Source organism: Alteromonas sp. KUL17 (assembly GCF_006538305.1).
GTDB classification, from domain to species: domain Bacteria; phylum Pseudomonadota; class Gammaproteobacteria; order Enterobacterales; family Alteromonadaceae; genus Alteromonas; species Alteromonas macleodii.
Genome location: NZ_BJKJ01000008.1, coordinates 164,516 through 177,010 on the forward strand (window position 1 = coordinate 164,516; position 12,495 = coordinate 177,010).

General features: G+C 44.6%; 10 protein-coding genes and 2 tRNA genes. 4 read left to right on the forward strand and 8 right to left on the reverse strand.

Annotated elements, in window-relative coordinates:
- Positions 1 to 19 precede the first annotated feature (19 nt).
- The 8 genes from ilvN to orn all read right to left on the reverse strand — a co-directional run bounded on the left by ilvN (position 20) and on the right by orn (position 8,492).
- Entirely contained in the window at positions 20 to 517 is a 498-nt protein-coding gene (gene ilvN / locus KUL49_RS09710; RefSeq protein ID WP_014948084.1) for an acetolactate synthase small subunit, read from the reverse strand.
- Positions 517 to 2,235: an acetolactate synthase 3 large subunit gene (locus KUL49_RS09715; protein ID WP_049588309.1), complete on the reverse strand. Its 1,719-nt coding sequence runs from the start codon at positions 2,233 to 2,235 to the stop codon at positions 517 to 519. The genes ilvN and KUL49_RS09715 overlap by 1 nt, the downstream gene beginning before the upstream one ends.
- A 273-nt stretch (positions 2,236 to 2,508) precedes the next feature.
- A complete protein-coding gene (gene maoP / locus KUL49_RS09720; protein WP_069943639.1) occupies positions 2,509 to 2,886 on the reverse strand; it encodes a DUF413 domain-containing protein in 378 nt (125 codons plus the stop codon).
- A gap of 233 nt (positions 2,887 to 3,119) precedes the next feature.
- Positions 3,120 to 3,581 carry a hotdog fold domain-containing protein gene (locus tag KUL49_RS09725; RefSeq protein WP_101563384.1) on the reverse strand — a complete coding sequence of 154 codons (462 nt, stop codon included), beginning with the start codon at positions 3,579 to 3,581 and terminating at the stop codon, positions 3,120 to 3,122.
- Between the two features lie 182 nt (positions 3,582 to 3,763).
- The gene (locus KUL49_RS09730; protein WP_131137157.1) at positions 3,764 to 6,850 is read right to left on the reverse strand and encodes a TonB-dependent receptor domain-containing protein; all 3,087 of its coding nucleotides are present in this window, start codon (positions 6,848 to 6,850) and stop codon (positions 3,764 to 3,766) included.
- 790 nt (positions 6,851 to 7,640) lie between these two features.
- Positions 7,641 to 7,716: transfer RNA gene (locus KUL49_RS09735), tRNA-Gly, on the reverse strand.
- A gap of 53 nt (positions 7,717 to 7,769) precedes the next feature.
- Positions 7,770 to 7,845 (reverse strand) — tRNA-Gly (locus KUL49_RS09740).
- 101 nt (positions 7,846 to 7,946) lie between these two features.
- Positions 7,947 to 8,492, reverse strand: a complete 546-nt coding sequence (gene orn / locus KUL49_RS09745; RefSeq protein WP_014948078.1) for an oligoribonuclease — start codon at positions 8,490 to 8,492, stop codon at positions 7,947 to 7,949.
- Positions 8,493 to 8,578: 86 nt separating this feature from the next.
- Between orn and rsgA the strand changes: the two genes are divergently transcribed.
- The 4 genes from rsgA to KUL49_RS09765 all read left to right on the forward strand — a co-directional run bounded on the left by rsgA (position 8,579) and on the right by KUL49_RS09765 (position 12,422).
- Complete coding sequence (gene rsgA, locus KUL49_RS09750; protein ID WP_014975509.1) at positions 8,579 to 9,622, forward strand: small ribosomal subunit biogenesis GTPase RsgA; 1,044 nt, start codon at positions 8,579 to 8,581, stop codon at positions 9,620 to 9,622.
- Between the two features lie 248 nt (positions 9,623 to 9,870).
- Positions 9,871 to 10,818: an archaetidylserine decarboxylase gene (gene asd / locus KUL49_RS09755; protein ID WP_131137158.1), complete on the forward strand. Its 948-nt coding sequence runs from the start codon at positions 9,871 to 9,873 to the stop codon at positions 10,816 to 10,818.
- A 3-nt stretch (positions 10,819 to 10,821) separates the two neighbouring features.
- Positions 10,822 to 11,697, forward strand: a complete 876-nt coding sequence (locus KUL49_RS09760) for a DMT family transporter (RefSeq protein WP_014948075.1) — start codon at positions 10,822 to 10,824, stop codon at positions 11,695 to 11,697.
- 32 nt (positions 11,698 to 11,729) lie between these two features.
- Positions 11,730 to 12,422: a glycerophosphodiester phosphodiesterase gene (locus KUL49_RS09765; RefSeq protein ID WP_131137163.1), complete on the forward strand. Its 693-nt coding sequence runs from the start codon at positions 11,730 to 11,732 to the stop codon at positions 12,420 to 12,422.
- The last annotated feature ends 73 nt before the right edge of the window (positions 12,423 to 12,495 follow it).

Sequence of the window (12,495 nt, forward strand, 5' to 3'; positions counted from 1 at the left end):
GATATTTACGCAACTCAATTTAAGGACGAAGCGCCCTATCACCTCGAGCAAGCCCACACACACCGGTGCGCGATGATTCGATAATTTCAGCACACTGCCCCATAGTCGTGGCAAATGCATCTAGCTTATCTGTGGTGCCCGTAATTTCAATGGTGTAGTTGTTTACGTTCACATCCACAATACGCGCACGGAAGATATCAGAGTTCCGCTTCACTTCAGCACGTACCGACTCTGTGCGAGTCGCGACTTTAATCAGCATAAGTTCGCGTTCAATGTGCGCGCCTTCAGTCAAGTCTACTACTTTGAGCACATCAATAAGCTTATTCACTTGCTTAGTAATTTGCTCTATGACTTTGTCGTCACCGTGCGTGATAATCGTTAGACGCGAAAGGCTCGCGTCGTCGGTTGGTGCCACACACAGTGAGTCGACGTTGTAACCGCGTTGTGAGAATACACCAACGATACGAGATAGTGCGCCAGGGGCGTTTTCCATTAATACAGAGATAATACGTTTCATCAGGTTCGCTCCGTCTTGCTTAAGCGCATGTCATCCATTGCGCCAAACTTAATTTGCATTGGATATACGTGTTCGTTTTGGTCTACTGCTATGTCCATAAACACTAAGCGATCTGTGTAACTGAAACATTTCTCCATTGCCGCGTCTAGCTCGTCAAGCTTGTCTACTTTAATGCCCACATGTCCGTAAGCTTCTGCCAATTTCACAAAGTCAGGCATTGAATCCATGTAAGAGTGTGAGTGACGTCCTTTATAAATCATATCCTGCCACTGACGAACCATTCCAAGAGCACGGTTATTCAATGAGATAATCTTTATAGGCAGGTTGTACTGCAAACAAGTAGATAGCTCTTGAATATTCATTTGAATACTGCCGTCACCCGTTACTACCACAGAGGTTGAACCTGGGTGCGCAAACTGCACACCCATTGCAGCCGGTAAACCAAAGCCCATGGTGCCAAGACCACCTGAGTTGATCCACTGACGCGGTTTATCATAAGGGTAATAAAGCGCAGCAAACATTTGGTGCTGACCTACGTCAGAACTTACGTAGGCTTTACCGTCTGTGTGTTTGTACAAGGCTTCGATAACGCGCTGAGGCTTAATTACCTCTTCGCCCTGTGCGTAGTTTAAGCACTGACGAGAGCGCCAGGTTTCAATTTGTTGCCACCAATCGGCCAGCTTTTCGCTTTGACCTGATAAGTCTTTCTTATTTACCTGACTTAAGATTTGATCAAGTACTTTATCTACCGAACCTACCACAGGAATATGCGCATTTACGGTTTTAGAAATCGATGCTGGGTCAATATCAACGTGAATAATATCCGCATGTGGGCAGAACTTATCAACGTTGTTGGTAACACGGTCATCAAAACGTGCGCCTAGTGCAATGATGCAGTCAGCATTATGCATAGTCTTGTTCGCTTCAAGCGTTCCGTGCATACCTAGCATGCCGATAAATTGCTTGTGTGTACCCGGCATAGCACCAAGGCCCATTAGCGTACAAGTTACCGGTGCATTAAGCTTCTCGGCTAACTCAATAACCTTTGCTGACGCATCACAAGCTACAGCTCCACCACCTACATACAGTACGGGACGTTCTGCTTTAAGTAGCGACTCAACTGCCTTTTTGACCTGTTTAGGATGGCCTTTTTCAGTTGGGTTGTAAGAACGCATGGTCACGTCAGTTGGGAACACGTATGGGTGTTCTTCTGCTACGTTCACAATATCTTTTGGCAAATCTACTACCACCGGCCCAGGACGACCTGTGTTGGCAATATAATAAGCTTTAGCAATCGCTTCTGGGATATCAACCGCGCGCTTTACCAAAAAGCTGTGCTTAACGATAGGGCGTGAGCACCCCACCATGTCAGTTTCTTGGAATGCGTCTTCACCAATATGCTTCGACGGCACCTGTCCCGATAAAATAACCATCGGAATAGAGTCCATATATGCAGTAGCAATACCTGTAATAGTATTCGTAGCGCCTGGACCTGATGTGACGAGCACTGTGCCGGTTTTGCCAGTTGAACGTGCATAACCATCCGCCATGTGGGCGGCTGCCTGTTCATGACGTACGAGGACGTGTTTGACATCATCTTGCGCAAATAACGCATCATAAATGTCTAATACGGCACCACCTGGGTAACCGAACACGTGTGTCACTCCTACATCTTTTAGCGCTTCAACCACCATGGCTGCGCCCGACATCATTTTCACAGTGCTTTCTCCTGTAATGGGTTGGGGGGTTTGTCAGCGTACGTTGACGATGCCCCGACTATATCTAAGGTAATAGGAAGATAAAACACCAAATTGCGTAAAAGTGAGATATATATCCCAATATTCGCAATAATTAGGATAAATATTTCGACTTAAGTGTAATTTTGACAGAAAATAGGATATTTATTTACACGATTTTAACAGCGCAAACAATAAACATAGTTGCTTTAAGAGAGGCGCCTTTACACGTTTTAGATGCATAAAGGCATAAGCTTAATCATCGAGGTCGATATCAAGATCACTGTTATCGCTTATATCGTCATCATCGTCAACATCTTGTTCAGCAGCACGCTTAGAGCCATAAATACTTGCTGTTTTTGGACGGTTTATTCTGGCTTGGTATTTCAACCACGCTTTCTCTTGCGGTGTTGCAGGGTCACGATGACCAAGAGCCGATTCTAAATAGGCTTGTTCTTCATCATTCTCTGGCGTAATTTTCCCGTCCACTAGTGCAGCGAACAAACTACCATGAGCCTGAAGAAGCTTACTTTCATTAATTGAAAAATCTCCTGAACGGGCAAAGCCGTACGGGTAATTTTTCTTATCTATAAAGGGTTTTCTTGCGACTTGCTCTTTTGTGATTACAGACATCTTAACCTCTTCCACCGCTAATATCTGCGTTGTAAACACAGACAAAATTGCAACACCAACTGTTGAATGAAATAGACTACTGATATAGCGCCTTAATCGCTTTCAAGGTTATTCTTAGTTGGATTTTTATTTTCTGTCAAACAGAAAAGTAGCTGTAGTAAAAACTTAATATTGAATGTTTTAAAAGAGCATAAAAAAGGCCGCAAGCGCGGCCTTTTATTATAAGCGTGATATCAGCGTTTTTCGCTTACCCAAACCGTAATGGTTCCTTCGACGACCACGGTGCCTTCAGCGTTATACGCCTTAACAGAAATAGGTAAATCACCTGGCTTCCATGCGTCAGCTGGCACTTCTGCTACACAACGAATATCTGAGTCTGCTTTCGCCGGATACTTTACTTCCATGCCCTTTGGGATCCACCTGAGGTTTTTAGGTATGGATGCTTCACACATAAACCCCATGGCCATTTCCAGACCATTGCAAATAGCAATAACGTGAACCGTTCCAATGTGATTTTCTACCGCTTTACGTTTACTAATAAGCACTTCACAGTAGTTTGGTTTAATGTCTGAGATAAGTGGTGAAACGGTAGAAAAATAAGGTGCCCTGCGCGCTGAGTACCAGCTAAATAGCTTCTTGCCAAAGGGCAGCTTCATAAATTTGTTATATGTATTTAGTACGTAATTCTTTGACATAGTTGTTCACGCTGATAGTTGGGAGCTTTTTATCTTTCGAGTGATTATTAAATCCGCGCCACTGGTTAGACCAGAGGAAGTTACATTAACATAATCCCAACGAAGTAGTGATGCAAATAAATTCCGATTTAGAGATATAAAAAAAGCAGCTAAAAAGCTGCTTTCTGATATCTGTGTAGACGTTACATTGTGTAATTTACGCCTAGGTAGAAGAAGCGTCCTCTAGGCCCTGCCGGTCTCGACAATGTGCCAAGGTAAGGATCTTCCTCAAACGCGTTATTGATACCACCATATACTTCTAGGCTATCTTCAAAAGTGTATGAAACAGAAAAATCATGCACCAACGCAGAGCCAGTGTGAGTTTGACTGATAAAATCAGGATCACTCTCGATATCCTGGTTTTCTAGCCCTGGAAGTAGCTGGCTTCCTTCGTAGCGTCCTCTCCACCCAACAACGAGTTTACCAATTATATAGTCTGCACTCATGTTTACGATCCACTCTGGTCGCCCAAACGTTCCAAGAACATCTGTGACTTCGTCAGGTGCACTCACATCCCTTACTTCATCATTTTTGAGGAAGTTTGTTCCGTTGATAGTGAATTCAATTCTTCCGTCTGTGTCGACTAATTTAGCCAACTCAAAGCCATAATCTACGCGGAAATCAATACCAGATGTCTCTACCGCTGCAAGGTTGATAAACCCTGAACGAAAATCTGTGATAAATCCATTTGTAGCATCACGGTCAATTGCGTCACAAAATTGGTTGTTGATTGTTGGCGCGTCTACGCAGTTAGATGCAATGTCAAAACCAGTAAGGCTATCAATCAGGCCATCAATTTCAATATTATAGTAGTCTAGTGTCACTACTAAACCTTCCAGCATACCGTCGAGCTCTGTATCTGGTCTCCACACTGTACCAATCGTGATGGTTTCTGCTTCTTCAGGATCAAGGTCTGGGTTACCGCCCGTTGAACCAGAAACAAACGCTGACAGGAAGTTAGTAGAATCATAAGTGCCATCAGCTACCGCGTCGCCAATCAGTGCAATACAGTTCGCCTCCCTGAACTCAGAGCCCGCACTAATTAAGTTTTGGTTACAAGGGTCATCACCTGCACCAAGTGAAGCCGCAAATGTAGGTGCAAACGCTTCATTAATATTGGGAACCCGCACCGCTTCTGAGAAGGTCGTTCGAATACTAAATGTATCTACCGGTGACCATACTGTTCCTATCGTCCAAGCGTCATGCGTACCATATGGGTCGTAGTCTGAGCTTCTGTATGCAGTGCGCAGCTCTAATCGCTCAGCGAAATCGACACCTTCTAGTAAAGGTATAGTTGCTTCAACAAAGTATTCTGAAACATCATACTCACCGTCTGAAGGATTGGTTGGGCCGTCACGAGAGTCTAATGTTCCAAAGGTTAAGCCTGCTGCGGAGTATGGATCTGGCGTATAGGTACTTGACTCTTTTCTCCATTCATAACCAAGAGCAAACATAACAGGGCCTGCCGGTAGCTCGAATAAATCAGAAGAGTCGCCCGATACTACTGCTAAGAAATTTTCTTGCGTTATATCGTTCTGCTCAGTGCCAGGTTGGAATATAAAGTTAGCCGCTTCTGCGCTGATTGAATCCTTTCCAAACAAATTCACCGGTACACAAGAACCATCACCAGGCTGGAAAGTTAAGAACCCAAAATTCGCATTCGCAGATGGAAACGGCGACGTAGGAGGAAGCGCAGAACTGTCAAGGTCAGAACGACAAACAACATTGCCAGTTGCTGGATCTGTTACAGCATCAATAGCAGCGAAGTATTTGTCTTCTATGCGCAAGTTCGAAGTAATGTCGGCATCAGTTCGACCGTAGTTATAGAAAACCTCGTACTCTAGAGCAGTGTTAGGGATATAACCATCGAAGCCTGTAACAATACGATACGTTTTACGTTCCGCTTCTGGGTTTGAATTAGCGTTTATATCAAGAACATCTCGGGACATTACCAAGCTTGGTGATTCACCTTCTGCTTGTAATTCATTAATTTGAGACAGTAGAGCTGCAGGAATATACGGATTGTCTAGTGAGATTGGAATATCGTCATTGAAACCATTCACCTGATCAGTTTCTTTAGTCGAGCTAAATACGAATTTGGCATCTACAAAGAAATTTACGTATTCATGAAGTTCATAGTTAGATACAGCCTGTACTAGCACTCTCTTAGATTCTGGAAGAATCAACTCGGCATCAGGACTGCCGGGAACACCATCACCGCCGCTAGCATCGAAAGGTCCAGCATAAACATCACCTGGGTTATAGGCACGAAGGGTGCCGTCTTCACCCACTACCTGACACGTTGGAAACATAGAAGTACCGATCGTGCCGCAACCTAGCACGCCGCCAGATCCAGCAACATCATCAAACGCGCTACCAGTTAATGAAATTACACCTCTGTCACTTGAAATTGGAAGTCTGTAATCTGGCACCCAAGTATTCTTGAAGGTTGAATCAATACCAAATGCACTCTGAGTAGCCTCTGTATTGGCTACTTGTGTATATAGACCAGAGCCTGCGAAGTCTCTATCTCTAGCATACACTGGGCTTGTTTCTTGGTATTCAACCGCGAATACTAAATCACCTTTATCTGTAGAAAAGCCGTTGGCCAATGATAAAAAGAATTCATTTGCGTCACCATCGTCAGTCACACCTGTTTGAGTGCGAAGCTCTAGCCCGTCAAACGAGGCACCGTTTCTCATATTAAAGTTGACAACACCGGTTACCGCATCAGCGCCGTAAACAGCTGAGGCACCACCAGTGAGGACTTCCACGTTTCTAAGTAAAGCAGTAGAGATGGTATTTACATCAACAGAGCCCGTACCCTCAATACCTGAAACATGTCGTCGACCGTTTTCCATAACCAAGGTTCGCTCACTACCTAGATTACGTAAGTCCAGCAAGCTTGCTCCTAGTGGGGTTCCATTAAATGCAGAAAAAGACCCCGGCAGTGACGCCTGTAGTTGAGGCGACTCACGCAACATGGCACCTAAATCTATTTGACCAGATGTTTTGATATCACCAGCATTAATGGCAAGAACAGGGCTCGCTGCTTCCAGGGAGGAGTCTTGAGCAACGCGAGAACCGGTTACAACTACTTTTTCGACATCCTTCTCTTCAACAGCGGCTTCTTCCTGAGCCTGAACCGCAGATGCACTAACAGTAAGTGCAGATGCTACTGCAATTGCTAGTGCAGAAATATTGCTTTGCTTTGATGAACCAAAAGCCATGTGTGTTTCTCCAAGTATTACTTTTTCGTTCCAGAGTGCTCTTTACGGCACTTTCGAGGAGTCTAAAAGCGATGGTTATTTTTATATGTTTACAATTTGCGTTTTACATAATGCATTTTGCAAATGGTGTGCCTATCAAAAAGCAAGTAAACAGTGAAACTACCGCTAAAAAACGGCGCATTATGCATATTTACCCATTAAAATCTATTTAATATTCAAAAAGACTTAACTAACGGCTTTCGAATGCACATTTAATGTGCAAAAGAGCTCGTAAAATGTAGATTTATTGAGAACTAGGTTGAAATCAAGGCGGCACCGCACTAGGAAGGTGCAAAGAGTCATGAATAAGGATTCACAACGGTGCGTAAAGACAGACAGAATCGGCGCTGAAGCAATAAGCGCACGCAAATTTATACTTTCGTATAAATTTAAGAATACGCAGTTAATTAGGTCACCTTATGTATTTAATAAAGTAGGTCCTAAACCGTTTTTCAGAGCTGACGACTTGCCGATTCTTGAGCAAGTATGCACGGTGCTTTTCAGTGAAATAAGAGGTTATGGTTTGTAGCAAAAACTAATTTGAATGCTTTGTGAAGCAATGGCCGTCATTCGGTCGCGGGCCCTTTAAGGGGTCGCATCAATACATCTGCTAATGTTTAGATTTTCGTGATGTTTAAAAATTTGGAGCGGGAAACGAGATTCGCATCTGGCCGACACTCGGTCGCGGGCCCATTAAGGGGTCGCACTTAAAATCAAGATAAGTTTTTATTTTTGAGGTGTCTGAAAAATTTGGAGCGGGAAACGAGATTCGAACTCGCGACCCCGACCTTGGCAAGGTCGTGCTCTACCAACTGAGCTATTCCCGCATAGAGTCGATGCTGTGCATCTTGTAGGCAATCTAGAGATCTAGATTAAAATTTGGAGCGGGAAACGAGATTCGAACTCGCGACCCCGACCTTGGCAAGGTCGTGCTCTACCAACTGAGCTATTCCCGCAACAAAAGAGGTACTTCGTTTGAAGTGGTGCGCATTTTACAAAAATTTTGGGGTAACGCAACCTTTAATTCTACTTTTTTTGCACCTCAATGTTTGAATGCCTAAATCGTAAACACTTTCTCACGATAATAGCGCATTTCTTCAATAGACTCGCGAATATCATCAAGCGCTAGGTGTACGCCTTTCTTTTCGAAACCGTCTAAAATTTCAGGCTTCCAGCGGCGCGTTAGTTCTTTTATTGTGCTTACATCGATATTTCTATAGTGGAAGTAAGCTTCAAGCTCGGGCATGTACTTAACCATGAAGCGTCTGTCCTGCCCTATGGTGTTTCCACATAGCGGTGACTTGCCTGCATCTACCCATTGCTCTAAAAAGGCAATAGTTTGCGCTGATGCTTCTTCAACGCTTATTTTACTTTCTCGGCAACGTGCAGTTAATCCACTTTCACCGTGAACTCGTGTACACCACTCGTCCATATTATTTAACACGTCATCACTTTGATGTACCGCTATTACAGGCCCTTCAGCCAAAATATTCAGCTGTGCGTCGGTAACAATGGTTGCGATTTCCATTACTACACAGGTTTCAGGATCTAACCCTGTCATTTCCATGTCTATCCAAACAAGGTTACTGTCGTGTTTACTCATTACTTTCCTCTTTGCGCTACAGACATGGCAACCATGCCCTACAAACGGTATTATTGACATAGTATACGTGAAACTAGAAAAGAATCGTGGCGAAAAAACCAAAACTTACACAACGACAGAAACGACAAGTTGCAGCAAATAGAAGCAAGCGCTTGCGTGAAAAGCACGCGTCAAAGGGCGCGGCGAACCTTGATGAAAGCACGCTAGAAAGCGGTACGGTAATTGGTCGCTTTGGTAAACACGCCGATGTTGAAGACGCAAACGGCGCAGTATCTCGCTGCCACATTCGCCGCACGGTAGACTCTGTAGTGTGTGGTGACAAGGTGTTTTTCAGTAAAGGGGATGACGCTGAGTCAGGTGTAAGTGGGGTTATTGAAATTGTAAAAGACAGGCACTCTGTCCTGACTCGCCCAGATTATTACGACGGTATTAAGCCCATCGCCGCGAATATTGACCGCATTATTGTGGTTAGCGCTATATTACCTACCCTTTCGCTAAATATTATCGACCGTTACCTCGTTGCCTGTGAAGACATTGGTATTACGCCGCTGATTGTCCTTAATAAAGTAGAATTGCTCAGTGAAGAGGAACGCACAACCGTTACAGAGCAACTTAAGACGTACGAAAACTTAGGCTACGAAGTGCTTTTCACCAGTTGCAAAACCGGTGAAGGCATTAGCAAGCTCAATGAATACCTTAACGATAACATCAGCGTGTTCGTAGGGCAGTCCGGCGTAGGTAAATCGAGCCTTATTAACCAAGTTCTGCCAGACGCCGATGAATTAACCGGCGATATTTCAGATAACTCTGGGCTAGGTCAACATACAACGACGGCGGCCAAATTGCTTCACTTGCCGGCCGGCGGCGATTTAATTGATTCACCAGGAGTACGTGAATTTGGCTTGTGGCACATTCCTACCGAACGTATTACATGGGGCTTTATTGAGTTCCGAGATTATTTAGGCGGCTGCAAATTTAGAGACTGCAAGCATTTAAATGATCCAGGCTGCTTATTAAGAGAAGCTGTAGAAGAAGGAAAAATTAGCGCGGAACGCTTCGACAGCTACCATAGAATATTAACCACTATGGAAGAGCAGCGCCCTAGTCACAGTCAGCCACCCGGGGCATAACCTCGGCGATTGGGTTTTAACCTCGCTGGAACGTCAAATCCATTAGAGCGACCTAAGAGGTACATGCACGGCTTACGCGTAATAGCCGTCGCCAACTCGGCGATTTATTCTTTTGGTGTGAACCTTGTGCTTATGCTTTTGTGTAAGCACTCATAACCCTAAAGTTGCTCTTAATACCACGACTTACGATACAATAACGCTATCTATGCAAAGCGTTATTGCTTGCATAAAAGAAACGGAGATATTTTGTGTTAGATTGGCTTAAAGTTAATTTACAATACGTTACACCAAAGCACCTGCTTTCACGCCTTGTAGGCAAACTTGCAGAAGCAGAAATGGGTAGTGTTACGACATTTTTCATCAAGGCGTTTATTAAGCAATACAACGTTGATATGTCAGAAGCGCTGCATGAGGAACCAGAGCATTATAGAAGCTTTAATAAGTTCTTCACCCGCCCGCTTAAACCTGAAGCGCGCACCATTGACGAAAACAATGACGTACTTATCCATGCTGTTGACGGTACGGTAAGTCAGTTTGGCGATATCCATAGCGACAGTATTTTTCAGGCGAAAGGCCATGACTTTAGCCTAACTACATTATTAGGTGGCAAGCCTGATGTAGCTGCGCCATTTAAAAATGGTAAGTTTGCTACCATTTATCTTGCCCCTCGTGATTATCACAGAATTCACATGCCTGTTGAGGGCACGCTTACTGATATGCTGTATGTGCCGGGCGAACTTTTTTCGGTAAATCCTCTTACAGCACAAAATATTCCAGGTCTGTTTGCACGTAATGAGCGCGTTGTGGCGCTGTTCGACACGCCTGTAGGCAAAATGGCGATGGTGCTTGTGGGCGCAACCATAGTGGCAAGCATTGAAACTGTCTGGGCTGGCACGGTTACGCCACCTGCGGGTAAAAACGTTCAGCACTGGTCATATGAAAAAGACAGTGAAGCAGCAGTTTTCCTTGAAAAAGGTGCCGAGCTAGGCCGCTTCAAGCTAGGTTCGACCATTGTGGTGTGTTTCGAAAAAGACATGATTGATTTTGAAGACCTCGCCCCTGGTATGGTCACACGCCTTGGTGAGCCTATGGCGCTTAAATCAACCGCACAGGCTACGGCTAAAGATACGCACGTTAGCGATGAAACAGCCAGTGACGAAAAGAGCGAGGCTTCGTCAGAGGGCGCTGACAGCTAATTTATGGATGCTGTTAAAAAAAGCCTGATCTCACTTCATTTCACGGTAATTTTACTTGGTGGTACAGCCCTTTTCTCTCGGCTTGTACCACTTAGCGCCAGTGATATCACTCTTGTTCGTTCAGTATTTGCCTGCATAGCGTTGTTTGCCTTTTTGAAATTGGCGAAGAACAAAATAAAGCTGAATTCAAAAAAAGACTACGGCGTTGCCCTCGGTTTAGGCGTGCTTATGGCACTGCACTGGGTCACCTATTTTGCCGCCATGCAATATGCTGGGGTGTCTGTTGGCATGATTGCCCTTTTTACCTTTCCTGTAATCACGGTACTTATCGAGCCTTTCTTTGAGCGGGTAAGGCTGGTCTGGCAGGATATCGTATCTACCGTTACGGTGGTCGTTGGCGTTTATTTAATAGTGCCAGAGACATCACTGGAAAATGACATTACCCTTGGCGTTCTTATCGGTATTGCTTCCGCCATCTTGTATTCGTTTAGAAACCTTATTCATCGTAAGCACTTTAAGCACTACAGCGGTGCGCAAGCCATGGCGTGGCAGACCTTGGTTATCAGCATTCTAATGTTGCCGGTAGGCAGTGCAGCAATAACCTCAGCGTCTACTAGTTCTTGGCTAATGCTATTGCTTTTAGGTACCGTATTTACTGCGCTTCCTCATGCACTTATTGCTGCGAGCCTACGTCACCTTAGGGCAAAAACGTTTTCGCTCATAGCCTGCATGCAGCCTCTTTATGGCGTTTTCCTTGCTATTATTCTGCTTAACGAGAAACCTGGTTTAAGTGCGTTGTTAGGTGGAATTCTTATTACGTCAGCATCAGTTTATGAAACACTCAACACGCATAAGTTGCATAATGCAAAAGATGATTAAGCCGTGTTGTGATCTTTAAGGAAGAAATGTCTATGCTCATTTTTGCTCACCGAGGTGCCAGTAAAGCCGCCCCAGAAAACACAGTAAAGGCATTTAAACTGGCTTTCGAACAACGTGCCGATGGCATTGAGTTTGATACCTATCAGCACGAAAGCGGCATTATTGTTTTTCACGATAGAACACTTACGCGCAGAGCACGGGAATCCGGCTATTTACTTGACGTACCGTGGCAATCCCTTACAGAAATGGATATTGGGGATGGAGAGCGCATACCGACCCTGACCGAAACACTGAATTGTGTTCCAAAAGACAAGTGGTGCAATATTGAGATAAAACACTTACGCGACGTAGACAGCTGGGTTAAAGACGTTAAAGCGGCGGTACAGCAAAGCGGCATTAATGCTGAAAAGCTACTTATCTCTTCATTTAACCATCACTGGATTCAAGCTATTGCGCTTAAGTGGCCCGAAGTGAAGATCGGCGCCTTATCTGCAAGCTACGAGCTTGACTGTACGGCGAGCGCCCGGGCTCTGAACGCTTATTCCGTAAACATTGCATTAGACGCCGTTGATAAGCAGTTTGTGCAAACGGCGCAGCAAGACGGATTTGACGTATTCGTTTATACCGTAGATGAGCCGAGAGACATGCTTATGCTTAACGAGTGGGGAGTGACGGGCATATTCACTAACGTGCCCGATGTAGCGCTTAGTGTGTTGTCGCATTAACCCCTACTTTTTCAATGCGAAAAGTCTGTAGAACGCGTATCTGATACAGACTCACACTATAAAAAAAACGACG

Bases quoted from the DNA above. Each gene is read 5' to 3' on its own strand.
- ilvN (WP_014948084.1), bottom strand. From the start codon at position 517: ATGAAACGTATTATCTCTGTATTAATGGAAAACGCCCCTGGCGCACTA.
- maoP (WP_069943639.1), bottom strand. From the start codon at position 2,886: ATGTCTGTAATCACAAAAGAGCAAGTCGCAAGAAAACCCTTTATAGAT.
- KUL49_RS09725 (WP_101563384.1), bottom strand. From the start codon at position 3,581: ATGTCAAAGAATTACGTACTAAATACATATAACAAATTTATGAAGCTG.
- KUL49_RS09730 (WP_131137157.1), bottom strand. From the start codon at position 6,850: ATGGCTTTTGGTTCATCAAAGCAAAGCAATATTTCTGCACTAGCAATT.
- orn (WP_014948078.1), bottom strand. From the start codon at position 8,492: ATGAGTAAACACGACAGTAACCTTGTTTGGATAGACATGGAAATGACA.
- KUL49_RS09760 (WP_014948075.1), top strand. From the start codon at position 10,822: ATGGATGCTGTTAAAAAAAGCCTGATCTCACTTCATTTCACGGTAATT.
- KUL49_RS09765 (WP_131137163.1), top strand. From the start codon at position 11,730: ATGCTCATTTTTGCTCACCGAGGTGCCAGTAAAGCCGCCCCAGAAAAC.